Source organism: Pseudomonas sp. FSL W5-0299 (assembly GCF_005930655.1).
GTDB classification, from domain to species: Bacteria; Pseudomonadota; Gammaproteobacteria; order Pseudomonadales; family Pseudomonadaceae; genus Aquipseudomonas; species Aquipseudomonas mandelii.
In genome coordinates this window covers 16,927-40,916 of the sequence record NZ_RXHX01000028.1, presented here as the reverse complement: position 1 = coordinate 40,916, position 23,990 = coordinate 16,927, and the positions used below count along the sequence as shown (strand labels likewise).

The window sequence follows — 23,990 nt, the reverse complement described above, 5'->3', positions numbered from 1 at the left end:
GACCGGGTCCGCGCCTGCTATCATGCGCGGCATCTCCATCGCACAGGATCGCGCCGTTCCCCATGGATTACCGCAAACCCTCCGACCGCAAAAGCATGCACTCGCGCATCGTCCAGGAATTGGGCATGCAGATCGTTTCCGGGCGCTTCAAACCGTGCGACAAACTGCCCGCCGAAGCCCTGCTGTGCGAGGAGTACGCGGTCAGCCGCCCGGTGCTGCGCGAAGCCACCCGCGTGCTGGTTGCCAAAGGCCTGGTGTATTCCCGTCCTCGGGTCGGCACCGTGGTCAAGCAGCGCAAGGAATGGCACATGCTCGATCCGGATGTGCTGCACTGGCTGATGCAAAGCAGCCCGCAGAATGAATTTTTCGAGTTGCTGACCAGCGTGCGCAGCATCATCGAACCCGCTGCCGCCGCCCTCGCCGCGCAGTTCGCGACCGACGCAGACATCGCCTCCATCGGTGAAGCCTACCAGCGCATGGAAGCCGCACCGACGCCGGAAGCGCTGTTGCAGCCGGACCTGGATTTTCACAGCCGCATCGCCGATGCGACCCACAACGATCTGCTGGCCAACCTGTGCAACATGCTGTCGGTGGCGATTGCTGAAGCGCTGAAACATTCCAACCAGCGGCCGAACCTGCATGAACTGGCGCTGCCCCGACACAAGGCGATCCTGACGGCGATCGAGAACCGCGATGCGCTGGGTGCGCGGCATGCGACCCTCGTTCAGCTCGACGATGCGCGCAGTGCGCTGAACGTCGTGCTCGGCACAGATCCCTCATAACCAACGCGATCCTTTTTAGGAGCCAGCAAGCCGGCTCCTGCAAAGGGTTGTGTTAATCCCCAGATGAAAAAAAGCCGCAACCCAGGTTGCGGCTTTTCTATTTCAGCCAGGGATCAGTGAGCGAACAACGAATTGCCCTTCTGCCCCGCCAGTTTCTCCGGCTTGATCAGGAAGCGAGCCAGCGCCGGCAGCAGCCAAAGCGCGCCGAACATGTTCCAGAGCAGCATGAAGGTCAGCATCAGGCCCATGTCGGCCTGGAACTTGATGGCCGAGAAGATCCAGGTGCACACACCGATCGCCAGGCACAGGCCGGTGAACAGCACGGCTTTACCAGTGGACTTGAGCGTCTGGTAGTAGGCTTCTTGCAACGGCAGGCCTGCACGCAGGAAGCTTTCCAGACGGCTATAGATGTAGATGCCGTAGTCCACGCCAATCCCCACCCCCAGCGCCACGACCGGCAGGGTCGCGACTTTCACGCCGATGCCCATGAAGGCCATCAGGGCGTTGCCGAGTACCGAGGTCAGCACCAGCGGCAGCACGATGCACAAGGTCGCCGCCCAGGAACGGAAGGTGATCATGCACATGGTCGCGACGCAGATGTAAACGAGGATCAGGATGGTCAGCTCGGATTCCTTGATCACCTCGTTGGTCGCCGCCTCGATACCGGCGTTACCCGCCGCGAGGATGAACTCCAGGCCGTCCTTGTTGTTTTCCTTGGCGAAGTCCTGCACCGCATGCACGGCGCGATCCAGGGTGGCGGCCTTGTGGTCGTTGAGGAACACCAGTACCGGCGCCAGGGAGCAACTGTTGTTGTACAAGCCATCGGCACGGGCAATGGAGTTGTTCAGTACGTCCGGGTTACGCGACAGGGTTTCCCATTTCAGGTTGCCCTCGTTCATGCCCTTGATCATCTGCTTGGACACGGTCACCAGGGAGATCGCCGACTGCACGCCCTCGGTGTTCTGCATCTTCCACATCAGTTCGTCGATCGGCGCCATGGCTTCGTAGCGCGAGCAACCTTCGGACTTGGTCTTGACCATCACCACCAATACGTCGGAGCTGGTCGAGTAGTTGCTGATGATGAAGTTGTTGTCCTTGTTGTAACGCGAGTCCGGCCGCAGTTCCGGGGCACCCTGGTCGAGGTCGCCGATTTTCAGGTTCTGGCTGTACCAGAGGCCGCCGCCGAAGGCCAGCAAGGCCAGGACGATCGACACCGGTGCGACTTTCGGGCTGGCAAAGCTCGACAGCAGGCGCCAGAACGGGTGTTCGCGGTGCGCGTCTTTCTTGCTGCGTTCGACAGCGCGCTTGCTGATGCCGACATAGGAGATGGCGACCGGCAGCAGGATCAGGTTGGTGAACACGATCACCGCGACACCGATGGAAGCACCGATGGCCAGTTCACGAATCACACCGATGTCGATGATCAACAGGGTGATGAAGCCCACCGCGTCCGCAAGGATCGCGATCATCCCTGGCAGGAACAACTGGCGGAACGTGCGGCGTGCGGCGGTCAAGGCGTTGTCGGCTTCGCTGGACTGCAAGGCGATCCCGTTGATCTTCTGTACGCCGTGGGAAATACCGATGGCGAAGATCAGGAACGGCACCAGCATCGAATACGGATCAAGCCCGAAACCGAAAAAGTGCATCAACCCCAACTGCCAGACCACCGCCACCAGCGTCGTACTCAACACCGCCACGGTGCTGCGCATGCAGTTGGTGAACCAGTACAGCAGGATCAGGGTGATGACGAAGGCGACGCCGAAGAACATCACCACCATGACCAGGCCATCGATCAGGTCGCCGACCTTCTTGGCGAAACCGACGATGTGGATCTGCACGTTAGGGTTCTGCGCTTCAAACTTGTCGCGGATCTTTTCTTCCAGCTCGTGGGAGAACTTGCGGTAGTCCAGCGCCAGCAACTTGCCCTGATCCTGCGGGTCCGGGTAGGACTCCAGCAGCGGGATGTCGACGATGCTCGACTTGAAGTCGTTGGCCACCAGGCGCCCGACCTGACCGGACTTGAGCACGTTGTTGCGAAGCAGGTCGAGGCTTTGCTGGGAGCCGTTATAGCTCTGCGGGATCACTTCGCCACCGGCAAAGCCCTCCTCCGTCACCTCGGTCCAGCGCACGCTCGGGCTCCACAGCGACTTGAGGCCAGAACGGTCGACGCCGGAAATGTAGAACACTTCGTCGTTGATCTGACGCAGGGTCTCCATGTATTCCTTGGAGAATATGTCACCGTCGGTGGCTTCCACGGAAATGCGCACCGTGTTGCCCAGGTTCGCCAGATCGTTGCGGTGCTCCATCATCTTTTGAATGAAGGGATGATCCAGGGGGATCATTTTTTCGAAACTGGTGGACGGCCGGATCAGCGTCGCCTGCCAGAACAGGAAGATGCTGACCAGCAGGCAGATGACGATCACTGCCGGGCGGTTGTTGAAAATCAGGCGTTCCAGAAACGTCGCCTTGTCTTGGTGATGACTGCTCAAGGATGTCATAGACCCGCCTTCTTATTATTTGCCCGGCTCATTTGGACGACCCGTTTTTGCCATTCTCTGCGCCGGTTGGCGTGGTGACGCGAACGCCACCCTGTCCTGCCAGAATCAGATTGCCGTTGCCTGCTGCGGTCACCGCCGAAACGGAAATGCGATCCGGGCGGTTGAACACGCTGAAGGTTTCGCCGTTATCGTTGCTGCGGATCACCGAGCCGCCGTTGCCGACGATGACAATGGAGCCGTCGTCGAGCAGCGTCGCGCCGGACAGACCGAACTCCAGCGCACCGCGAGCAGCCTTGAGTTCGACCGGTTCCCAGGTCGTGCCGAAATCGGTCGAGCGGAACAGATTGCCCCGCAATCCGTAGGCCAGCAGTGTGTTGGCCTGAGCGGTGCCGATCACGCCGAACAGCGAACCTTCGTATGGACCTTCCAGTTTTTCCCAGGTCTGGCCCCAGTCGGCGGAGCGGAACATGCTGCCCTGCTCGCCGACGATGAACAGCCCGGCATCCTTGACCGCCGCAATGCCGTTGAGGTGGTACTGGTCTTCGTTGTCGAGGCGATCACTGGCATCTTCCCAGTGCTTGCCACCGTCGGTGGTGGTCAGCAACGCACCGTAGGCGCCCACGGCAAAGCCGCTGTTGACGTCCTGGAACCAGACGTCGAGCAGCGGCGATTCGCGTTTCAAATCTTCGAATTGCTTGGTCCAGGTGGCGCCACCGTCCTCGCTGGCGAGGATCTGAGCGTCATGGCCGACGGCCCAGCCGTGTTGGTCATCGGCGAAAAACACCGACGTCAACAATTGCCGGGTCGGCACTTTGGCCTGGGTCCAGGTTGCACCTTGGTCATCGGAATACAGAATGTGCCCGCGATCACCAACAGCCACCAGGCGCTTGCCGACGTGCACGACGTCGAGCATCAGGCTCTTGCTGGCTTTGGCAGATTCAACGGCATAAACAGTGTCGGACGCTGGCGCCGCAGCGGCCACCGCAGGTGCCGACAGCACGGCACAACCCAACAGCGAGAGCGCTGTGGCCAGCAACGCGAACTTGCGTAATGCCGGCGGGCGGCAGATACCCACACCCATGACAGGCTCACTCATAGACCTTCCCCCATTATTATTGTTAGGTCGTTCAACCTTTCAGGGCGCCGTAAGGGGTGCTCATCGGGATTGCCTGTTCTGGAGCATAGTCCTGAAATGCGCAATCTAGAGCCCCTTCGGAAGCTGGCTTATCCTATCGGGGTTTGGAAAGGTCTGACAATCGACGCCACGTTATGTTTTGTTAACTGGAGCGATAGCGGGTGCGGATGAATGGGGAGGCATTCGGAGGGGTGATGTTAAACAAGATCGTGAAGATCGTTCCCACTCAGCGTGGGAAGGCCGCCATGGACGCTCTGCGTCCGCTGTAGAGGCTGTGCGCGGAGCGTCACGGGATGCATTCCCACGCAGAGCGTGGGAACGATCAGGTACTCCGCGGAACAGGGATCAAGCCAGGCTTTTGCTGACCACTTCAAACACATCGCTGGACAGCTGACCCGAAGCACGAATCCGCTCCAGCTCGCCTTTCATCAACGCCTGACGGGCGTCGTCGTATTTGCGCCAGCGAGTCAGCGGCGCCAACTGGCGGGAAGCGATCTGCGGGTTGAAGCCATTCAACTCGATCACCAGATCCGCCAGGAAGCGATACCCGGAACCGTCCGCCGCATGGAAGTTGATCAGGTTCTGCCCGGCAAACGCGCCGACCAATGCCCGCACCTTGTTCGGGTTCTTGATGTTGAACGCCGGATGCTCCATCAACTGACGAACGCGCTCCAGACCACCGGGCAACGTGCTGCCCGCCTGGACACTGAACCACTGATCCATGACCAGCGGATTGTCCTTGAAGTGCTCGGCAAAACTCGCCAGCGCCAAGGCCTTCTGCTCTTCAAACGGCGAATTGACCAACACCGCCAGCGCGGTCAGGCGTTCGGTCATGTTGTCGCTGGTCTCGAATTGTTCCAGCGTCGCCGCCAACACTTCCGGCTTGCCGCTGAGCATCAGGTACGACAGCGCGATGTTCTGCAAGGCACGACGGGCGAAATGCTCGGCCTCGGCCACATACGGGGTTTTCTTCGACAGATCGCGGTTTGCCTGATAACGCAACCACAGCGCCTCGAACAAACCTTCAGCCAATTGCTTGCGGGCAAACTCGCGAGCGATATGGATGGCGTCGACGTCAGCCACGTCACTGATTTCGGTCAGATACGCCTCACCCGGCAGCGAGAGCATTTCCGCAACCATCGCCTGATCCAGCGTCTCGTCGGACAGCACGGTGCGCAGAGCAGAAACCAGACGTTGATCCAGCACCAGTGCTTCGCCCTTTTGCTGCTGAGTGATCAGCTCTTGCAGCACCTGAACCGACAATTGCTGACCGGCATCCCAGCGGTTGAAACCGTCGCTGTCGTGCTGCATCAGGAACATCAGTTGATCGCGATTGTACGGGAAGCTCAGTTTGACTGGCGCCGAGAAGCCGCGCAGTAATGAAGGCAGCGGCTGTTCAGCGATGTCGACGAAGGTGAAGGTCTGCTCCGCTTCGGTCACCGAGATCACCCGCGAAGTACCCTGCGTCTGGGCTTCACCGGAAAGACGCAACGCAATGGCCGCCCCTTTCGAGTCAAGCAGGCCCAATTCCACAGGAATCACGAACGGCAGTTTTCCCACCTTGTCCGGGGTCGCCGGGCAGCTTTGGCGGAAAGTCAGGCTGTAGGTTTTCGCGGCGGCGTCGTAGGACTCGCTCACCGCCAGACGCGGGGTACCGGCCTGGCTGTACCAGCGCTTGAACTGGGTCAGGTCGACACCGTTGGCATCTTCCATGGCTTTGATGAAGTCGTCGCAGGTCACGGCCTGGCCGTCATGGCGTTCGAAATACAGGTCGCTGCCTTTGCGGAAGCCTTCGGCGCCGAGCAAGGTGTGGATCATGCCGACCACTTCCGAACCCTTTTCGTACACGGTCAGGGTATAGAAATTGGAAATCTCGATGAAGCTGTCCGGGCGCACGGCGTGAGCCATGGGGCCTGCGTCTTCAGCGAACTGGTGAGTACGCAGGTAAGCCACGTCCTGGATGCGTTTCACGGTGGCCGAGTTCATGTCGGCGGAGAAGCCCGAATCACGGAACACGGTGAAGCCTTCCTTGAGCGACAACTGGAACCAGTCGCGGCAGGTCACGCGGTTGCCCGACCAGTTGTGGAAGTACTCGTGCGCGACGATCGCCTCGACACGCTGGTGCGCGGCATCGGTGGCGGTTTCGGCGCGGGCCAGTACGGCGCTGGAGTTGAAGATGTTGAGGCCCTTGTTCTCCATGGCGCCCATGTTGAAGTCGTTGACCGCGACGATCATGAAGATGTCCAGATCGTACTCGCGACCGTAGACCTCTTCGTCCCAGCGCATCGACTTCTTGAGGCTGTTCATCGCGTGCTGGCACTTGTCGATGTTTTCCGGCTCGACGTAAATGCGCAGCGCCACCGAGCGTTCGCTCATGGTGGTGAAGCTGTCTTCGACGCACCACAAGTCACCGGCCACCAGTGCGAACAGGTACGCCGGTTTCTTGAATGGGTCTTCCCAGGTCGCCCAGTGCCGGCCGTCTTCGCCGGGACCGGAGGCAATCGGATTGCCGTTGGACAGCAACACCGGATAGCTATGCTGCTCGGCAATGACCGTGGTGGTGAACGTGCTCATCACGTCCGGGCGGTCGAGGTAATAGGTGATCTTGCGGAAGCCTTCGGCCTCGCACTGGGTGCAGAACATCGTGCCGGATTTATACAAACCTTCCAGGGCGGTGTTGGTTTCCGGGTGGATCTTGACGCTGGTATCGACCGTGAAGGTGGTGCTGGTCGGGTGCAGGGTCAGGTGGTTTTCCGTCAGCTGATAATCAGCGTCGCTCAGCTCGCGGTCAGCCACGGTGACCGACAGCAGCTCGAGTTGCTGGCCGTCCAGCACCAGCGGCGGCAGGCCCGGGCCGCGCTCGGGATTGCGGCGCATCACCAGTTGCGCATGGACCAGGCTGTGGTCCTCGAACAACTCGAAGGTCAGGTGCGTCTCGTCGATCAGGTACTCGGGCGCCTGATAGTCTTTCAAATAGATCATCTTCGGTTGTTCGGTGCGCATGCTGGAGTCCTTACTGATGCACGGCGAGCTGATAAGCCGTGTATTTACGAATATTGATGACGCCGGTGTCGAAAATCAGGTATTGGCCCTTGATCCCCAACAACGTGCCTTCGGCAATCGGATTCTTGTCCAGGTTGAAGCTGACGATTTTGGCCGGGTATTGCTCGACCGGATAGCGGATTTCGAGGGTTTCTACGTCGGCAATGGTCTGGATTGCTTGTAGGCCGAATCGTTCCTGCAAACCTTGCAACCCTTCGGCGCAGCTGTCGAACAACTGATCGCGAACCTCGGCCAGGTTCACCGACACCGCGTCGCCCTTGAGTAAAGCACGCCAGTTGGTCTTGTCTGCCACCTGACTGCGGAACAAATCTTCGACAAACCCCGATTGCTGGCGGGTCGAAACGCGCATGATCGGCAACGCCTGACGGGCGCCCTGGTCGATCCAGCGAGTCGGCAGCTGGGTGGCGCGGGTAATCCCGACTTTCACCCCGGACGAATTCGACAAATACACAATGTGATCGGTCATGCAGAACTTCTCGCCCCACTCCGGCTCACGGCAGGTGCCAGCGTCGTAGTGGCAACGCTCCGGGCTCATGATGCAGAGGTCGCACTGCGCCAGTTTGGTCATGCACGGGTAGCAATACCCCTGGCTGAAACTGGTTTTGGTCTTGCGCCCGCAATGGGTGCAATGAATCGCCCCCAGATATTCCAGACGCACCGTGCTGCCGATCAAGGGATTGACCGGCACCTCGACGTCATCCAGACGAAACGCGTACTGCACGTTCGGCCCGTCAAGGCGCGCCGACATTTTGCTGATTGCACCACGGCCAATCTCAATCAATGGATGGCATCCGACTTGAACAGGATGTTCGGCACGCTGATCGACTTCGAGCTGCATTCCTGCGGGCCCATGTAGCCGGTACGCTCTTCCTCGGGCAGGTTCTGGATTTCCCAGGCGATCATCGCTTGCAGCGACAATTCACGTTGTTCGGCGGTGAGTTTGCCACCGTCGGACCATTTGCCGATCTCCACCGCCAGCTTCAGGCTCTGGTAGATATCGGGGGTGATGTTTTGAATCATTTCGTTAAAAGAGGACATCAAGGGCTCCGCTCTTTAATACATAACTGATTAGACGGCCAGTTTACGGCGGTTGTACAAACCGCCCAACAAACCGGTCAAGCATCCGACGAGCAACCCGCTGACATGGGCTGCGTTGGCGATTTCACCGAAACCGATCATCGAGACCAGGCCCGACAGGCACAGCACCAGCCACACCAGCATCATCACCAGCACGCCGCGCGGCAGGCGATATGCCGGGTTCGGCGACAATATCTGGAAAATCCAGCAATGCCCGAGCAGGCCGTAAAGCACCCCGGACAACCCGCCGAACAGGGTCGGGCCACTGAAAACAAACTGGGCGTAGTTCGACACCAGGCTGAAAAGCAAGGTCAAGCCGATCAGGTTGATGCTGCCCTGACGCGACTCGATGCGCCGCCCCAGCTCCCAATACCACATGCCGTTCATGGCCAGGTGCAGGATGCCGAAGTGGATCAGCATCGGCGTCACCAGACGCCACCACTGCCCCGCCGCCAGGCTGTCGGCCAAGGGCACAAAATGGATGTACTCGCCAACGATACGAAAATCGAGGAAGGTCAGCCAACGCAGCGTGTCGAGGTTTTCCCCCAGCAGCGTCACCGCACCGACGATCAGGCTCAGCAGCAACACCAAGCCGGTTGCCTTGGCATGACGCAGCTGCTCGACGAAACCAGGCCGCCTGGTGGTTTGCGCGACCGGAATGTCCAGCTGCTGATCAGGGTCGCCCGCCGGGAAACGTTCATATAAGGAACGGACGTCTTCGCTGATATTGGCCGGCACCCACAGCACCTGTTCACCGGACTCTTCGCTGACCCGATGCGGCACCTGCATGCGTTGCAGCAGTTTGACGAACCCGCTCAAATCCACGGCCAGCGGCAGGCGTAAAACAGCAACGGTAGTCATCGCAACACCTCCGGCCGCTCGACATCGACCCAGACAAACTTGTGCGGGTCGAGGCGGGTTTCCTGATCCAGGCGATAGGCAACCAGTTTGCCGTAGAGCACCGCGCTGTAATCCAGGCAGGCCAGGTTCGGACGGATCGGCGCCGGTTTGCCGCTGCGCCAGTAATGGCCAACGAACAACAGCGGCTCATCGACGCCGTAACGCAGCAAGGTATTTTTTTCGGTGGACGACAGGGGCGTCTGGGCGACGGGTTCGGGCAAGGCGTCGGGCTGGAACACAATGTCTCCGTAGGTTTGCGGGTCGTCTTCCCAGAATTTGGTGCGGAAGAACGAACGCGTCAGGCCATCGCCGCTGGTCATGGTCAGCCCGTGGGGCAGGCGCATGTCGGTCCCGCGCAGCAAACGATCGAACACGGTGCAGGCGAAACTGCCCGGCACGGCCGAGGCCTGGAGGAAATGTTCGTCGACGCAGCCATCGGGGAACAGTGCGCGCAGCGGCTCGATCAGGCCGGCATCCCAGCAGGCGTGCACCACGCGGAAACGCCCGGCATCCACAAACAATGGCAGTTCGTAAAACCATTGCTGGAAGTCATGCCAGTCGCCGGGGTGATGTTCAAATTGCGTCAGGGTTTCACCGAGCAGGCGCGCATGGCGTGGCGTGTGTTCGCGCACGAACTGCTTGCCGCTGCCTGGCGGCGCCGGCGTGGCCCAGCCGAGGGCGTTGAATTCATGGTTGCCCATGATGCACAGCGCCTGACCGGCCTCGACCATGTCGTGGACGATATGCAGCGCCTCGCGAATCCGCGGGCCGCGGTCGATGATGTCGCCGACGAACACCGCCATGCGCGATGGATGCCGCCAGACGCCACCTTGTTTGTGATAACCGAGCCGGTCGAGCAAGTGCTCAAGGGTCAGAGCGCAACCGTGCACGTCACCGATCAGGTCGTAGCTACGCGCGGGATCGAGCATCAGTCGCCTCCACCACCCAACCGGCTGCCCCAGCCAAGCTTGGTCCGGCAGACCTCATAGTAGTTGTGGTCGAGCGGGTGGATCAGCCGCAGTTTCTGGGCTTTTTTGCTGATGGTGATGGTGTCGCCCGGCGCGCAGGTGAAATGGTTCTGCCCGTCACAGGAGACTTGCGGGTAAATCTGCATATCTTTGGACACGACGATTTTCAGCTCACTGTTGCCATCGACCACAATTGGCCTGCCCGACAAGGTATGGGGGTACATCGGCACAATCACAATAGCGTCGAGCTTGGGATGCATGATCGGCCCGCCCGCCGACAACGCATAGGCGGTCGAACCGGTGGGCGTTGCGACGATCAGGCCGTCGGCCTTCTGGCTGCAGACGAACTGGCCGTCGATGTACAACTCGAATTCGATCATCCGCGTCGATTTGCCCGGGTGCAGGACCACGTCGTTCAGCGCATCGCCCTGGCCGATGGCCTCGGCATGGCGCCGGACTTCGGCTTGCAGCAGGAAGCGGTTTTCCACCAGGTAATGGCCATCGAGCACTTCGGCGACTTTGACTTCCAGTTCATCCGGGCGAATGTCGGTCAGGAAACCGAGGCTGCCCCGGTTGATGCCGAGCACCGGAATATTGTGTCGGGCCAAGGCACGCGCGGCGCCAAGCAGGCTGCCGTCACCGCCGACCACAATCACCATGTCACAGACTTCGCCGAGCATCTTGCGAGACGAGGTTTGCAGGCCATGACCGGGCAGGACTTCGGCGATGGTGTCTTCGAGAATCACGTGCAGGTGACGATCAAGCAGAAACCGTTTCAGTCGGCGGACGGTATCCAGCACCTGCGAACTGCCCAGGCGACCGATGATGCCGATATTACGAAATTGCTCCATGGGGTTCCTGCGCGACGGTGAAAAACACGATTATGGGCGAAAGCGCGGGATAGACAAAATCCTTTCAGCCACAAGGGTGTACTCATGTTTAGAGCTATGCTCGCAAGATGATCCTATTTCCCGATTTGCTCCAGTTACCCCACCAGTTGCGCCACCCCGAGGTGCGCGACCTTGCCTGGGTCATCCTCGCGCCGCCGATGCTCGACACCACTCCGTGGCCGCAACGCCATCCGCTGGCCGGCAGCGACTGGGTGCAGGCACCTGAGCAGCTGGAACGCTGGCTGAAGCAACTCGACCGCGACAGTTACGACTTGCTGCACTGGCTGGCGCAGGCCAGGACCCGGCGACTGGGCCTGTATTACGAACGCTTGTGGCAATACGCCGTGCGCCATGCGCCGGGTATCGAGTTGATTGCCGCCAACATGCCGATCCGCCGCGAAGGCCACACCTTGGGCGAGCTGGACATGCTGTTGCGCGACCGCGACGGCGTGCATCATCTGGAACTGGCGATCAAGCTGTATCTGGGGCCGCAGAATGGTGACGGACAGGACACGGCGCAGTGGCTCGGACCAGGTTGTCATGATCGACTGGACCGCAAACTGGCGCATCTGACGCAACACCAACTGCCGATTTCCGCCCGCCCCGAGAGTCGCGAGGTGCTGGCGGCGCTGGATATTCAGCAGTTCAGCGCGCATCTGTGGCTGGGCGGTTATCTGCTGTATCCGTGGCCAGGACAAGCCGAGCCCCCCCACGGTGCCCATCCACAGCATCTGCGCGGCAGCTGGCTGCATCAGAAAGACTGGGCGGACTTTGTCGTGCAGCGCCCGTTCGGCCGCTGGCAACCCCTGCCCCGCCATGCGTGGCTGGCGCCGGCGCATTACCCGGCGGAACAGACCTGGAACACCGGGCAGCTGGACGCATGGCTCAGTGACCTGGAGCCTTTGGCCCCGGCGCAGTTGATGGTGCGCCTGATCGAGAACGCGGATGGGGATTGGGAGGAAGCGGAACGGTTGTTTCTGGTGGCGGATCTTTGGCCGAACGTGCCGGGCAGTGGTTGAGACTTGTAGTGCCTGGGTTGGCCCCTTCGCGGGCAAGCCTCGCTACTACAGGTTTTGTATCGTTCGCTGAATTTGCATTCGTCATAAATCCTGTAGGAGCGAGGCTTGCCCGCGAAGAAGCCACCCCGTTCTAAATGGATAACCGCAAAGCCAAAGCCGCCAACGTCACCAACAACACCGGCACCGTCAACACCACCCCGACCTTGAAGTAGTACCCCCAGCCGATCTGAATGTTCTTGCGTTGCAGTACATGCAACCACAACAGCGTCGCCAGACTGCCAATCGGCGTGATTTTCGGCCCCAGGTCGCTGCCAATGACGTTGGCATAAATCATCGCTTCCTTCACCACTCCCGTGGCCTGGCTGGCATCGATCGACAGCAGACCAATCAACACCGTTGGCAAGTTGTTCATCATCGACGACAACAGCGCGGTCAGCACGCCCGTGCCCATCGCCGCGCCCCAAACGCCGTACTGCGCGAACCCGTCCAGCCACCCCGCCAGATACCCGGTGAGCCCGGCATTGCGCAGGCCATAGACCACCAGGTACATGCCCAACGAGAAAATCACGATCTGCCACGGCGCTTCTTTCATCACCTTGCGCGTGGAGATCTTGTGGCCACGGGCGGCGATGGCCAGCAGCAACGCGGCACAGACAGCGGAAATGGCGCTGATCGGAATGCCCAGCGGCTCAAGGGCGAAGCAGCCGATCAACAGGATGGCCAGCACTGCCCAACCGGCATAAAACGTCGCCTTGTCATGGATCGCCGTCGACGGATGTTCCAGTTGCTCGGGGTCGTAAGCCTTGGGGATGTCACGACGAAAAAACCACATCAGCATCGCCAGCGTGGCGGCGACGCTGACGAAGTTGACCGGAATCATCACCGCCGCATAGCGGTTGAAGGTGATATCGAAGTAGTCCGCCGAAACGATGTTCACGAGGTTCGACACCACCAACGGCAGGCTCGCGGTATCGGCGATGAACCCGGCGCCCATCACGAATGCCAACGTCGCCGCCGGGGAAAAGCGCAGCGCCAGCAGCATGGAAATCACGATAGGCGTGAGAATCAGCGCCGCACCGTCATTGGCGAACAACGCCGACACCAGCGCCCCGAGCAGCACCATATAAGCGAAGAGTTTGCGCCCGCTGCCCTTTCCCCAACGGGCCACATGCAAGGCTGCCCAGGCAAAGAATCCCGCCTCATCCAGCAACAGACTGATGATGATCAGCGCCACGAAGGTGCCGGTGGCGTTCCAGATGATCTGCCACACAACCGGGATATCAGCCAGGTGCACCACCCCGAAAATCAGCGCCAGCACGGCGCCAAATGTCGCACTCCAGCCAACCCCCAGGCCTTTGGGTTGCCAGATCACCAGGGTGATGGTCAGCAGGAAAATCAGCGACGCTATAAGCATGCGGGTACACGCCTCTGGAAAAACGAGGCGTGAATATATGGAATTCCGAATATGCAGTAAAGCAAAGACTGAACAACCCGGCAGCTGCTACAGGGGATGTGTTGCGTTCAGGTCACTCTTTCTTATGCTGCTCGACCCATTTGCCATACGCATTGATGAAATTCTGCAAGAACGGCCTCACCGATTCGGACAATTGGCCCGACTCATCGAACGCCGAACCTGCGCCCCCCAGATAGGCTTCCGGCTGCTGCATGCACGGCACGTCCAGAAACACCATTGACTGACGCAAGTGATGGTTGGCCCCAAACCCGCCGACAGCCCCCGGCGAAACGCTGATCACCGCTCCTGGCTTGCCGCTCCAGGCGCTCTTGCCATAGGGACGCGATCCCACGTCAATCGCATTCTTCAGCGGTGCCGGCACCGAGCGGTTGTATTCAGGGGTGACGAACAGCACTGCGTCGGATGAACTCACTTGTTGTCGGAAAGTGCTGTAGGCTGCCGGCGGTGAAGTCCCGTCAATGTCTTCGTTGTAGAGCGCCAGATCGCCGATTTCGACGATGGTGAGCTTGAGATTGGCAGGCGCCAGGTCGGCCAGGGCCAGCGCCACCTTGCGGTTGATTGATTCCTTTCTCAAGCTGCCGACCAGTACGGCGATCGTGTAGACGTTGCTCATTGAAGATTCTCGACTGTTCGATGGGAAAGACTTGTAGTTATAGATGACGATTCACCCAGTGGGCTGTTGAATTCACCGCCCCTGACTATTTTTTTCCTGTAGGAAAACTTACTTCGCTTAACCACGGTCTACAGAACCGCAAATTGAGTGATTTATCTCCAGAGGTTCTAAGCAGATGGCAGCAGTACTCGTCGGTCAGTTCCATGCAAGAGACGCGGAAGGCCGCGTTTATTCCGTGCATGAGTTCCAGGAATCCACCCCCTCGCATGACGGCCTCACTGGCTCGGCGCCTGTGACCACCTACAAACTGGCTATTGGCGATCGCGTCGATAAGCTCGACGACAACCAGTTTCAGCTGGTGCAATCGAAAATCACCATCGTGCGCGAGCCCGACACCTATGTCGGCAGCCGGCCGGAAATCAACGCCGCCTCATAACCCCGCGTTATGAGCCGAAGTCATATGCGCGCACTTGAGTTAGGATTCAGTCACTGACTCCCTCACCTGCTGAACATGGACTTCACGCATGCGTTTACGTCATATCGAAGTGATCCACGCGCTCTTGCAGACCGGTCATCTGGGCACCGCCGCCGAATGGCTGCAGTTGCCGGTGGCCGAGGTCGAAGGCATTTTGCGCGACGCCGAGGATCAGCTGGGATTCATGCTGTTTTCCAGCGTGCGTGGACGTTTGCAGGCGACGCGCGAGGCGCGGGAGCTGCAGGTTGAAATCGCCCGCGTGTATGACGCGCTTGAACCGGTCCAGCGCCTGGCCAGCAGCCTCAAGCAGTATCAGGCGCACCCGCTGCGCATCATCTGCACCCCGCCGCTGGCCCAGCAGTTATTGCCCCACAGCATCGCCGCCCTGCGCCGACGCCTTCCCGATGCGGCTTGCACCCTGCTCAGCCAACCCACCCGCGAGATCGTCAGAAGCCTGCTGCTGCGTGAAAGCGATCTGGGGCTGAGCCTGCACGATCCCGACCACGCCGACATCTATTGCCAAGTGATTGCCCAAGGCAAGCTCCAGCTGTTGGCGCCCCATGGCTGGCTGCAACCGAAACAGAAGTACATTTCGTTACAGGATCTGGCTGGCCAGTCGATGGTTGGCCTGGAAGGTCATGATCCGCTAAGCCCGGCGCTCGATAACAAATTGCATGCCTTGCGCCCTGCCCCGGTCATCCAGACGCGGGTGCAGACTCATCAGATGATGCGCAGCATGGTCGAGGCCGGCGAAGGCCTGGCGATTGTCGACCCCTTCACCGCCCTTGGGGCCAAGTCGAGCGGCCTGGATGCCTGCCCCTTGGCGCCTGCGGTGCCGATCAGCCTCTATGCCCTGACCCTGAAGAACGGCGAGCCCATGCCCGCCGTTCAGGTGCTGCTGGACATCCTCACGGAACAAGCCGTGGCGATGTTGTCGAGCTGAGCGGGTTTTCCAGCGGATTATCGAACAAGCGATACCAGAACAGCGCGACTTCGGCGGTGTTCGGGTCGATGCCGCGATAACGCAGATGATCGATCCCGCCTATCACGAAACCACAGCGCTCATAGAGTCGACAGGCGCCCAGATTGTTGTTCTGGGTTTCGAGCATGATGCCCGGCAACTTCTTCTTGCGACTCCAGAACTGCGCCACATCCAGCAACGCCTTGGCCACACCGTGACGGCGCGCTGGCGCATGCACGGCCAACTCGTCGATATGGGCAAAGCCGTTCCAGTTGGTGCTGACCACCAGATGACCGACGGGCTCGTCATCGAGATAGGCCATGAACACCGCACTGTCGGCGGCATCGCGAAAACTGCTGAACTCCTCGGGATCAATCCCGTAGCACTTTCGATAAGGGGTGATCGGCGTGACCCGCCACTGCTCCACCGGTTTGCCGATTTCAGCTGCACCATAGGCCGCGACTTCAAAACTGAAATCGCTGCCCCAGATATAGGGCGCAAACCCCTCATCGGCGACACGCACCGAGAGGCCTGGGTACTTGGGATTCATGATCGGTTGCATGCTGGGAAAGGTCCTCATTCCTTGATGCAATCAACGGTGTAATGCCGTCCATTGCCCTCGTCTTCGTGTTGCAGTCCGTGCACATCAACGACAAACCCGGGGAAGCTGCTGTCAAACGTGCGAGCAAACGACAGGTAATCGATGATCGACCGGGTCGACTCGGTGAACCGCTCCCCCGGCATGATCAGCGGGATGCCGGGTGGGTACGGCACCAGCATCACCGCGGCAATTCGCCCTTCCAGGGCATCGATCGACACTGCCTCCACCTCTCCCCGCACCAAATGATCATAGGCGTCAGCCGGCTTCATGGCGATTTCCGGCAACACGGTGTACATGCGCTTGAGGTGTTTGGCCGTGGCATTGCTGCGATAACAGGCGTGCAGTTGATCGCACAGATCCCGCAAACCCATGCCCTGATAACGCGCGACGTTCTGTTGCGCCACGCATGGCAGGCACGTCGCCAGACTGACATTGGCGTCGTAACTGCGCTTGAACTCCAACAATTCGGTCAGCAACGTGCTCCATTTGCCCTTGGTGATGCCCATCGAGAACAGCACCAGGAATGAATAGAGGCCGGTCTTCTCGACCACCAGCCCGCGCTCCCAAAGGAACTTGCTGACCACGGCCGCCGGAATCCCGCGTTCGCTCAGCGCACCGCCCGCCGTCAGGCCAGGCATCACCAAGGTGACTTTGATCGGATCAAGCAACACGTAATCGTCAGTCACCCCACCAAAGCCATGCCAGTCCGCGTCGGGTTGCAGCAGCCAGTCTTCGGTAACCACATGCTCGATGCCTTCCACCGACGGTGGCTGCCAGATGGAAAACCACCAGTCGTCCGCAGCGATGTGCTGGCGCAGATTGGCCAGCGCCCGGCGAAAACTCAGGGCTTCGTCGAACATTTCCTGCAACAGCGAACGCCCGGCCGGGCCTTCCATCATCGCCGATGCCACGTCCAGCGAAGCGATGATGCTGTACTGCGGCGACGTCGAGATGTGCATCATGAACGCTTCATTGAAGCGATCGCGATCCAGTTGCCGCGCACCTCCGTCCTGAACATGAATCATCGAGGCCTGGCTGAACGCGGCCAACAGTTTGTGTGTGGAATGCGTGGTGAATACCAGCGGGCTGTCTTCGCTACGGGACGTGCCCATGCCATAACGACCGGCGAAAAACTCGTGGAACGCCGCGTAGGCATACCACGCCTCGTCGAAATGCAGGACCTCGACGCTGTTGCCCAGGCTCTGCTTGATCAGTTCGGCGTTGTAGCAAAGGCCATCGTAGGTCGAATTGGTCACCACGGCCAACTTGACCTTGAGCTCACGCCCCTGGGTCAGCGGGCTGGCGTCGATCTTTGCCTGAATCGATTCGCGGCTGAACTCGCTCAGCGGAATCGGTCCGATGATCCCGAGCTCATTGCGTTCCGGGCACAGGTACAACGGGATCGCGCCGGTCATGATGATCGAGTGCAGTACCGACTTGTGGCAGTTGCGGTCCACCAGCACCAGGTCATCGCGAGCGACCATCGAATGCCAGACGATCTTGTTGGCAGTCGAGGTGCCATTGATCACGAAAAAGGTGTGATCGGCGCCGAAATTGCGCGCAGCCCTGGCTTCCGCTTCAGCGAGCGGGCCGGTGTGATCGAGCAAGGAACCCAGTTCCGGCACCGAGACTGACAAGTCCGAACGCAGGGTGTTTTCCCCAAAAAACTGGTGGAACGCCTGCCCCACCGGGCTCTTGTGATACGCCACGCCACCGCCATGGCCGGGTGTGTGCCAGGAATAGTTGGAATCGGCGGTGTGTTGCACCAGCGCCTTGAAAAACGGCGGAAGCAAACCATCCAGGTATTTACGGGCCGCCCGGGCCACTTGCCGCGCCAGAAAGGGCACGGTGTCTTCGAACAGATAGAGAATGCCGCGCAGTTGATTGAGTTCGGCCATGGCATCGGCCGGGGCGTTTTCCAGCGTGACCTGTTCGCCCAGCGCAAAGATCGGCAAGTCCGGCGCCCGCACTCGCGCCAGGCCGATCAGCTCGGCCATATTGTGTAACAAATGAGAGTGGGCGCTGGCGTCTTCGGCGGCGATCAACATGCAGGAAAGGCCGTGATGGGTCGAAGCGACCAGCCGCCCTTCGGTGTAGTCCACCGCCGAAACGATGCTGAAGCCTTCCTGCTCCAGTTCCCGGGCGATGCCACGCACGCGATCACCGGCGACGGTGTCGGCCTTGATGTCGCGATGCACGATCAAGACCGGGAATTTCAAATCTTTATACATGAGGCTCAGTGTCCTGAGGCTGCAGACCGTGGCCTGCCAATATGCTCAGGGTAGAGGGTTGAAGCGGATGTGGCGAGCGACGATGCCCTGAAGCGGGTCAATGAGTGCACCATCATGTGGCCATCAACTCTCCAACATTCAGCAGGACTACTTGTGGCAAGGAAGCTCCCTCGCCACAAAAGCCCTGTTACATCTGATTCGCCTCAAGCCTGCGCCTTGGCCTCGACCAACTGCTGCCACAGCGACGGGGCGCCGGCGGATTTGGCGATGGCTTCCAGGCGTGCCACGTGCCGGGCCAGGTCATCTTCGCTGGCGGGGATGATCCGGGTCGGCTGGCGGTCGGCCGGCAAGCGGCGGATTTCGGTGGCGGAGTTGTCAGCGCCTTCGCCGGAACCGTTGCCGTCGGACGCATTACCGGCCAGTGACAGGCTGGTCTGGCCCCCGGTCATGGTCAGGTAAACGTCGGCGAGGATCTCGGAGTCGAGCAAGGCGCCGTGAAGTTCACGGCCAGAGTTGTCGACGCCATAACGTTTGCACAACGCATCGAGGCTGTTGCGCTGCCCCGGGTGACGTTCCCGGGCCATCATCAGGGTGTCGAGGATCGAGCAGTGTTGCGTGATGTCCGCACGGTCGTGCTGGCCCATCAGGGCGAATTCGTTGTTGATGAAGCCAACGTCGAACGCCGCGTTATGGATGATCAGCTGCGCGCCTTTGATGAATTCGAAAAACTCATCGGCCACTTCAGTGAACCGCGGTTTGCCCACCAGGAATTCGTTGGTAATGCCGTGGACGCCGATGGCGCCTTCGTCACTCTCGCGATCCGGTTGCAGGTAAACGTGGAAATGCCGGCCCGTCAGGCGCCGACCGATCAACTCGACACAACCGATTTCGATAATCCGGTGGCCGTCGGTCACCGGCATGCCGGTGGTTTCGGTATCGAGTACAACGGATCTGGTGGCCATCAGTGCTCAGCTCTCAACGGGTCAATCGTGCAAAAGCGGCGATGTTAACACGCTCGCGGGATCCGGCGCGCGCACTGCCAGGTGACGGGCGCTCATGCAGTTTTTAACATTCATTAGCAATGTTCATAAAGTCTGGAAGACGATGGATTGCTAGCGTGCACCCCTTGCTTACCCGGGGTTCGAAATCGTCATGAAGACTGCACGGCTGGTTTTATTGAGTACCTGTTTGCTGGGTTCCGGCGCCCACGCCACCAGTTTTGTCATCAGCACAGACGTCACCGTCAGTCTGACGATGAGCTCCACCAAAGGCACCAGTGGCTCATTCAGCGACGACAAGATCGTACTGGCGGCCAAGGATGATGCGGCAGCGTTTGTGGCGAGCGAGGGGGGGATTCGCGGGGCGCGGATCCAGGCGGCGTTTTTGCGGATTCGCGGGGTGGTCAACGAGCCGTATTCAGACCAACAACTGGCCACCGCGATCTTGATGCTGTGACGCCCCGCAAGAGCGAAGCTTGCTCGCGAAGAACGATAACCCGGTCTCTCAGTTACACCGCGGCGCTTTCTTCCCGGGCAAGCCTCGCTCCTGCATGGATCTCCGGCAGACAGTGCTCGCAAAGGGCCGCATTACCGATCAAGCCTGCTTGTACCCGCGCACTTCATCCACGCCACGGTTGGCCAGTTGGTCAGCCCGTTCGTTGCCATGGTGGCCGATGTGCCCGCGTACCCATTTCCAGGTGACGTTGTGGCGGTTGACCTGCTCATCCAGCAGTTTCCATAGGTCAGCGTTTTTGACCGGTTCCTTCGCCGCCGTTTTCCAGCCGCGCTTCTTCCAGTTGTCCATCCACTCGTTGATGCCTTTCATCACGTACTGGGAGTCGGTCACCAGCAGCACGTCGCAGGAGCGCTTGAGTTCTTCCAGGCCACGAATCGCGCCCATCAGCTCCATGCGGTTGTTGGTGGTGTTGGCTTCGCCGCCCCACAGCTCCTTTTCAATGCCTTTGCACACCAGCAACGCGCCCCAGCCGCCAGGGCCAGGGTTGCCTTTGCAGGCGCCGTCGGTGAAGAGTTCTACGCTATCGCTCATGCCAATCTATCCAGAAAATGCGGTGGCTCGCCGATCAGTGACCGACGATGCCCGAGGCCGGGGCGAACCCGGCCGGGAAAATAAAGAGTGTATTACGGCTCGATGTTACGACGGTTGACCTTGGCCATCGGCAATGGAATCAGCTTGCCCATCGGTTCGCGCCGCTCCTGACGGACGGGTCGCAGGCCAACAACGATCTTGCGCGCCACCAATAAATAGAAGCCGCCGCCCGACAGTTGCCAGTCACCGGCCTTGCGCTCCCAACCGGCCAGGCGAGCCTGCCAGGCGGGTGACGCAAGCGGCGGACGATAGCACCCGAAGCGGCGTTTCTCCAGCGCGAAGCCCAGCAGATTCAGCCAGTCGCCGACCCGCGACGGTGAGATGCAGCGCGCCTTGCGCAAGCCGTCGTGAGCGAACACATGGCGCAAGCCCCAACTGCTCCAGGGGTTGATCCCGATGATCAGCAGATGCCCGCCGGGCCGCACGCTGCTCGCGGCTTCACGCAGCAAGCCGTGGGGCGACAGGCAGAAATCCAGGCCGTGCTGCATCACCACCACATCAGCGGCATGCTCGCTCAACGGCCATGCCTGCTCTTCGCAGACGATCTCGACCCCCGGCAACGGCGCGCCAAGTCGCACATTGCGCTGAACCTGGGGTGCCGACGGCGGTGTCTGGGCCGACGGGCCGTAATGCACCAGATAGCCACCGAAGAAGCGGCCCAGCTCGTCTTCAAGCATGCGCCGCTCTTCGTCCAACAGAAATTGCCCGATGGGCCCGGACAGCCATTCACGGGCCGCGCTGATCAAATTCAGCCACTCAGGATCGGCCTGAGCGAACGCTTTATCGGTCATTGCATTCTCCAACGCGCCAGGAAGTTCTAAGATGCGCCATTGTTTTCAGCTTGGCGAATCCGACGATGATACAGATCAGTGCCCTGCCCGCCTTCACCGACAACTACATCTGGTTGTTACAGGACCACAACACCCAGCGCTGCGCCGTGGTCGATCCGGGTGATGCCGCGCCCGTGCAAGCATGGCTGGCGGCGCATAAGGGTTGGGTATTGAGCGATATCCTGATCACTCACCATCATCATGATCATGTCGGCGGTGTCGAGCAGCTGAAAAAAGCGACAGACGCGAAAGTCTACGGCCCGGCCAGCGAAACCATCCCGGCGCGAGACGTGGCGCTCAAGGACAACGACCGTGTCAGCGTGCTGGGCTGGGACTTCGACGTCTATGCGGTTCCCGGACACACCCTGGGGCATATTGCCTATTATCACCACGGCCTGCTGTTCTGCGGCGACACCCTTTTCGCCGCCGGTTGCGGGCGCTTGTTTGAAGGCACGCCCGAGCAGATGCACACCTCGCTGAGCCGCCTCGCTGCGCTGCCGGAAGATACGCTGGTCTATTGCACCCACGAATACACCCTGAGCAATCTGAAATTTGCCGCAGCGGTCGAACCCGGCAATCCTGACACCGCCGCACGTCTGGAAAAAGTTACCGAGCAACGTGCTGCCGGAATCATGACGCTGCCCTCTACTCTGGCGCTTGAAAAACTGACCAACCCCTTTTTGCGTGTCGACGAAACATCCGTTAAAGAAAAAGTGGACGAACGGAATGGAACCCAAAACCGGTCTCCGAGTGCGGTCTTTGCTGCTCTTCGGGCTTGGAAAGATAAGTTCTAAGTCGCCGCCCCGTTGGTACAAAAATTCTGAATGGTTGACCGCAGAGGGTGCGCTTTCTAGAATCGCCCGACATTTTTGCCCGGAACTTACTTCCAGCCAATGTCGTCATCTATTCGTAAAGCCATCAATTCAGACGCATTGACCCGCTTGGCTCAAGCCATAGCGGTGGCTGTGTCCGCCACTCTGGCGGGCTGTTCCAGCCACGTGCCGCAGACCGAAGCGACACACACTCCGAACATCGCCGCTCGCGCCAAGCAGAAACCTATCTGGCTCAGCGAAAAGCCGACTCCGCAAATTCCACAGGATGTCTGGGAGCGCATGCGCCAGGGCTTCCAGTTGCAGGACAACCTGGGCGTCAACCCGCGCATAGAGCAACAGCGCCTGTGGTTCGCCAGCAACCCGTCCTTCCTTGAAAACGCCGGTGAACGCGGCAGCCTCTACATTCACTACATCGTCGAACGCCTTGAAGAACGCAACATGCCGCTGGAACTGGCGCTGCTGCCAGTGATTGAAAGCGCCTACAACCCGATGGCCTACTCCCGGGCCAATGCGGTGGGCCTTTGGCAATTCATTCCTTCCACCGGCCGTTACTTCAACCTGCGTCAGACCCGCTTCTATGATGGTCGTCGCGACATCACCGCCTCGACCACTGCGGCCATGGATTACCTGACCCGCCTGCACGACATGTTCAACGGTGACTGGTTGCTGGCTCTGGCGGCCTACAACGCCGGCGAAGGCACGGTCAGCCGTGCCATCGAGCGCAACGAGAAGCTGGGTCTGCCGACCGATTACTGGAACCTGCCGCTGCCAGCCGAAACCCAGGCTTACGTGCCCAAGCTGCTGGCCTTGTCCCAGGTTGTGCTGGCCCCCGAAGCCTACGGCGTGAACCTCAACCCGATCGCCAACGAACCTTATTTCCAGGTCGTCGAAATCAACCAGCGCATGGACCTGTCCAAGGTTGCCGCGGTGGCCAACATCGACGAAGACGAGTTGTTCCAGCTCAACCCGGCCTTCAAACAGCGCACCACCATCGACGGCCCCCAGCATTTGCTCGTGCCAACGTCCAAGGCGCAGTTGCTGACCGCCAGCCTCTCGACCATGCGTCCTGAAGAGTTGATCAGCAAGAAGTCGCTCAAGCCGGTCTTCGAAGGCGCCGATGAATCCGAAGTCGCCAGCCTGAAACGTGCCTACCGCGTCAAACGCGGCGACAACCTGGCCGCCATCGCCAAGGCGAACAAGGTCGCCGTCAAGGACCTGCAGCGCTGGAACAAGATGACCGGCAAGAACCTCAAGGTCGGCCAGACCCTGGTGATGCAGGACACTGCCAAACGTAGCGGCGGTCGCGTCAACACCGTTGTGGCGGCGAACAGCAAGACCAACAGCAAAGCCGACAAACAGAAGCCGCAGACCCAATACAAGGTCAAGCAAGGCGATTCGCTATACATGGTCGCCAAACGCTTCAACGTTGAAATGCAGCACCTCAAGCGCTGGAATCCGCGTGTTGGCCAGGCGCTCAAGCCTGGGCAGATGTTGACGGTGTCTTCGCCGCGCTAAAAACGAGCCCCTGAATCCA

22 protein-coding genes are annotated in these 23,990 nt (G+C 60.0%); 7 read left to right on the top strand and 15 right to left on the bottom strand.

Annotated features, from left to right (window positions below):
* Nucleotides 1-62 precede the first annotated feature (62 nt).
* A complete protein-coding gene (locus FHL16_RS25620) occupies nt 63-782 on the top strand; it encodes a FadR/GntR family transcriptional regulator (protein ID WP_010459832.1) in 720 nt (239 codons plus the stop codon).
* 113 nt (nt 783-895) lie between these two features.
* On the opposite strand, the gene FHL16_RS25615 is transcribed toward FHL16_RS25620, so the two are convergent.
* From FHL16_RS25615 to FHL16_RS25580, 8 genes are all read right to left on the bottom strand, one after another.
* Complete coding sequence (locus FHL16_RS25615) at nt 896-3,280, bottom strand: efflux RND transporter permease subunit (RefSeq protein ID WP_042932105.1); 2,385 nt, start codon at nt 3,278-3,280, stop codon at nt 896-898.
* Nucleotides 3,281-3,308: 28 nt separating this feature from the next.
* The gene (locus FHL16_RS25610) at nt 3,309-4,376 is read right to left on the bottom strand and encodes a WD40/YVTN/BNR-like repeat-containing protein (RefSeq protein WP_077749650.1); all 1,068 of its coding nucleotides are present in this window, start codon (nt 4,374-4,376) and stop codon (nt 3,309-3,311) included.
* A gap of 384 nt (nt 4,377-4,760) precedes the next feature.
* A complete protein-coding gene (pepN, locus tag FHL16_RS25605) occupies nt 4,761-7,418 on the bottom strand; it encodes an aminopeptidase N (RefSeq protein WP_077749649.1) in 2,658 nt (885 codons plus the stop codon).
* Nucleotides 7,419-7,428: 10 nt separating this feature from the next.
* Nucleotides 7,429-8,259: a DUF2797 domain-containing protein gene (locus FHL16_RS25600; protein ID WP_042932108.1), complete on the bottom strand. Its 831-nt coding sequence runs from the start codon at nt 8,257-8,259 to the stop codon at nt 7,429-7,431.
* Nucleotides 8,256-8,516, bottom strand: coding sequence for a YeaC family protein (locus tag FHL16_RS25595; protein WP_010459822.1), 261 nt, complete (start codon nt 8,514-8,516; stop codon nt 8,256-8,258). Before FHL16_RS25595 ends, FHL16_RS25600 begins: the two co-directional genes overlap by 4 nt.
* A 30-nt stretch (nt 8,517-8,546) precedes the next feature.
* Nucleotides 8,547-9,416, bottom strand: coding sequence for a rhomboid family intramembrane serine protease (locus tag FHL16_RS25590; RefSeq protein ID WP_077749648.1), 870 nt, complete (start codon nt 9,414-9,416; stop codon nt 8,547-8,549).
* Nucleotides 9,413-10,387, bottom strand: a complete 975-nt coding sequence (locus FHL16_RS25585; protein WP_370654424.1) for a metallophosphoesterase — start codon at nt 10,385-10,387, stop codon at nt 9,413-9,415. Before FHL16_RS25585 ends, FHL16_RS25590 begins: the two co-directional genes overlap by 4 nt.
* A complete protein-coding gene (locus FHL16_RS25580; protein ID WP_010459816.1) occupies nt 10,384-11,274 on the bottom strand; it encodes an NAD(+) kinase in 891 nt (296 codons plus the stop codon). The genes FHL16_RS25585 and FHL16_RS25580 overlap by 4 nt, the downstream gene beginning before the upstream one ends.
* Before the next feature lie 107 nt (nt 11,275-11,381).
* On the opposite strand from FHL16_RS25580, the gene FHL16_RS25575 reads away from it, so the two are divergent.
* Complete coding sequence (locus FHL16_RS25575; RefSeq protein WP_077749647.1) at nt 11,382-12,332, top strand: DUF1853 family protein; 951 nt, start codon at nt 11,382-11,384, stop codon at nt 12,330-12,332.
* 130 nt (nt 12,333-12,462) lie between these two features.
* Here FHL16_RS25575 and FHL16_RS25570 read toward each other — a convergent pair whose 3' ends face one another.
* The gene (locus FHL16_RS25570; protein ID WP_077749646.1) at nt 12,463-13,746 is read right to left on the bottom strand and encodes an arsenic transporter; all 1,284 of its coding nucleotides are present in this window, start codon (nt 13,744-13,746) and stop codon (nt 12,463-12,465) included.
* 112 nt (nt 13,747-13,858) lie between these two features.
* Nucleotides 13,859-14,419 (bottom strand): NADPH-dependent FMN reductase, encoded by a 561-nt coding sequence (locus FHL16_RS25565; RefSeq protein WP_010459811.1) that lies wholly within the window; start codon nt 14,417-14,419, stop codon nt 13,859-13,861.
* A 175-nt stretch (nt 14,420-14,594) separates the two neighbouring features.
* On the opposite strand from FHL16_RS25565, the gene FHL16_RS25560 reads away from it, so the two are divergent.
* Both FHL16_RS25560 and FHL16_RS25555 read left to right on the top strand, forming a co-directional pair.
* Nucleotides 14,595-14,855: a hypothetical protein gene (locus FHL16_RS25560; protein WP_077749645.1), complete on the top strand. Its 261-nt coding sequence runs from the start codon at nt 14,595-14,597 to the stop codon at nt 14,853-14,855.
* Nucleotides 14,856-14,943: 88 nt separating this feature from the next.
* Complete coding sequence (locus FHL16_RS25555) at nt 14,944-15,837, top strand: LysR substrate-binding domain-containing protein (RefSeq protein ID WP_010459807.1); 894 nt, start codon at nt 14,944-14,946, stop codon at nt 15,835-15,837.
* Here FHL16_RS25555 and FHL16_RS25550 read toward each other — a convergent pair.
* The 3 genes from FHL16_RS25550 to dnaQ all read right to left on the bottom strand — a co-directional run bounded on the left by FHL16_RS25550 (nt 15,803) and on the right by dnaQ (nt 19,649).
* Nucleotides 15,803-16,417 carry a GNAT family N-acetyltransferase gene (locus FHL16_RS25550; RefSeq protein ID WP_010459805.1) on the bottom strand — a complete coding sequence of 205 codons (615 nt, stop codon included), beginning with the start codon at nt 16,415-16,417 and terminating at the stop codon, nt 15,803-15,805. The two genes, FHL16_RS25555 and FHL16_RS25550, sit on opposite strands and share 35 nt — an antisense overlap.
* A 14-nt stretch (nt 16,418-16,431) precedes the next feature.
* Nucleotides 16,432-18,687: an Orn/Lys/Arg family decarboxylase gene (locus FHL16_RS25545; protein WP_077749644.1), complete on the bottom strand. Its 2,256-nt coding sequence runs from the start codon at nt 18,685-18,687 to the stop codon at nt 16,432-16,434.
* Between the two features lie 203 nt (nt 18,688-18,890).
* Nucleotides 18,891-19,649, bottom strand: coding sequence for a DNA polymerase III subunit epsilon (dnaQ, locus tag FHL16_RS25540; protein ID WP_010459800.1), 759 nt, complete (start codon nt 19,647-19,649; stop codon nt 18,891-18,893).
* Nucleotides 19,650-19,839: 190 nt separating this feature from the next.
* Here dnaQ and FHL16_RS25535 point away from each other — a divergent pair, with 190 nt between their 5' ends.
* On the top strand, nt 19,840-20,142 hold the full coding sequence (locus FHL16_RS25535) for a DUF2388 domain-containing protein (RefSeq protein ID WP_077749643.1): 303 nt from the start codon (nt 19,840-19,842) through the stop codon (nt 20,140-20,142).
* A 138-nt stretch (nt 20,143-20,280) separates the two neighbouring features.
* Here FHL16_RS25535 and rnhA read toward each other — a convergent pair whose 3' ends face one another.
* Together rnhA and FHL16_RS25525 are read right to left on the bottom strand one after the other, a co-directional pair.
* On the bottom strand, nt 20,281-20,733 hold the full coding sequence (gene rnhA / locus FHL16_RS25530; protein ID WP_008152099.1) for a ribonuclease HI: 453 nt from the start codon (nt 20,731-20,733) through the stop codon (nt 20,281-20,283).
* 92 nt (nt 20,734-20,825) lie between these two features.
* Nucleotides 20,826-21,584, bottom strand: coding sequence for a class I SAM-dependent methyltransferase (locus FHL16_RS25525; RefSeq protein WP_010459795.1), 759 nt, complete (start codon nt 21,582-21,584; stop codon nt 20,826-20,828).
* A gap of 65 nt (nt 21,585-21,649) precedes the next feature.
* Here FHL16_RS25525 and gloB point away from each other — a divergent pair, with 65 nt between their 5' ends.
* A complete protein-coding gene (gene gloB / locus FHL16_RS25520) occupies nt 21,650-22,417 on the top strand; it encodes a hydroxyacylglutathione hydrolase (RefSeq protein WP_010459793.1) in 768 nt (255 codons plus the stop codon).
* A gap of 99 nt (nt 22,418-22,516) precedes the next feature.
* Nucleotides 22,517-23,971 (top strand): transglycosylase SLT domain-containing protein, encoded by a 1,455-nt coding sequence (locus FHL16_RS25515; RefSeq protein ID WP_010459791.1) that lies wholly within the window; start codon nt 22,517-22,519, stop codon nt 23,969-23,971.
* The last annotated feature ends 19 nt before the right edge of the window (nt 23,972-23,990 follow it).

Excerpts from the sequence above, each read along its gene's own strand:
- FHL16_RS25620 (WP_010459832.1), top strand. The coding sequence starts at position 63 with ATGGATTACCGCAAACCCTCCGACCGCAAAAGCATGCACTCGCGCATC.
- FHL16_RS25610 (WP_077749650.1), bottom strand. The coding sequence starts at position 4,376 with ATGAGTGAGCCTGTCATGGGTGTGGGTATCTGCCGCCCGCCGGCATTA.
- pepN (WP_077749649.1), bottom strand. The coding sequence starts at position 7,418 with ATGCGCACCGAACAACCGAAGATGATCTATTTGAAAGACTATCAGGCG.
- FHL16_RS25545 (WP_077749644.1), bottom strand. The coding sequence starts at position 18,687 with ATGTATAAAGATTTGAAATTCCCGGTCTTGATCGTGCATCGCGACATC.
- dnaQ (WP_010459800.1), bottom strand. The coding sequence starts at position 19,649 with ATGGCCACCAGATCCGTTGTACTCGATACCGAAACCACCGGCATGCCG.
- FHL16_RS25560 (WP_077749645.1), top strand. The coding sequence starts at position 14,595 with ATGGCAGCAGTACTCGTCGGTCAGTTCCATGCAAGAGACGCGGAAGGC.
- FHL16_RS25595 (WP_010459822.1), bottom strand. The coding sequence starts at position 8,516 with ATGTCCTCTTTTAACGAAATGATTCAAAACATCACCCCCGATATCTAC.
- FHL16_RS25565 (WP_010459811.1), bottom strand. The coding sequence starts at position 14,419 with ATGAGCAACGTCTACACGATCGCCGTACTGGTCGGCAGCTTGAGAAAG.
- FHL16_RS25615 (WP_042932105.1), bottom strand. The coding sequence starts at position 3,280 with ATGACATCCTTGAGCAGTCATCACCAAGACAAGGCGACGTTTCTGGAA.
- FHL16_RS25570 (WP_077749646.1), bottom strand. The coding sequence starts at position 13,746 with ATGCTTATAGCGTCGCTGATTTTCCTGCTGACCATCACCCTGGTGATC.
- FHL16_RS25555 (WP_010459807.1), top strand. The coding sequence starts at position 14,944 with ATGCGTTTACGTCATATCGAAGTGATCCACGCGCTCTTGCAGACCGGT.
- FHL16_RS25575 (WP_077749647.1), top strand. The coding sequence starts at position 11,382 with ATGATCCTATTTCCCGATTTGCTCCAGTTACCCCACCAGTTGCGCCAC.
- FHL16_RS25535 (WP_077749643.1), top strand. The coding sequence starts at position 19,840 with ATGAAGACTGCACGGCTGGTTTTATTGAGTACCTGTTTGCTGGGTTCC.
- FHL16_RS25515 (WP_010459791.1), top strand. The coding sequence starts at position 22,517 with ATGTCGTCATCTATTCGTAAAGCCATCAATTCAGACGCATTGACCCGC.
- rnhA (WP_008152099.1), bottom strand. The coding sequence starts at position 20,733 with ATGAGCGATAGCGTAGAACTCTTCACCGACGGCGCCTGCAAAGGCAAC.
- FHL16_RS25590 (WP_077749648.1), bottom strand. The coding sequence starts at position 9,416 with ATGACTACCGTTGCTGTTTTACGCCTGCCGCTGGCCGTGGATTTGAGC.
- FHL16_RS25580 (WP_010459816.1), bottom strand. The coding sequence starts at position 11,274 with ATGGAGCAATTTCGTAATATCGGCATCATCGGTCGCCTGGGCAGTTCG.
- gloB (WP_010459793.1), top strand. The coding sequence starts at position 21,650 with ATGATACAGATCAGTGCCCTGCCCGCCTTCACCGACAACTACATCTGG.
- FHL16_RS25550 (WP_010459805.1), bottom strand. The coding sequence starts at position 16,417 with ATGCAACCGATCATGAATCCCAAGTACCCAGGCCTCTCGGTGCGTGTC.
- FHL16_RS25525 (WP_010459795.1), bottom strand. The coding sequence starts at position 21,584 with ATGACCGATAAAGCGTTCGCTCAGGCCGATCCTGAGTGGCTGAATTTG.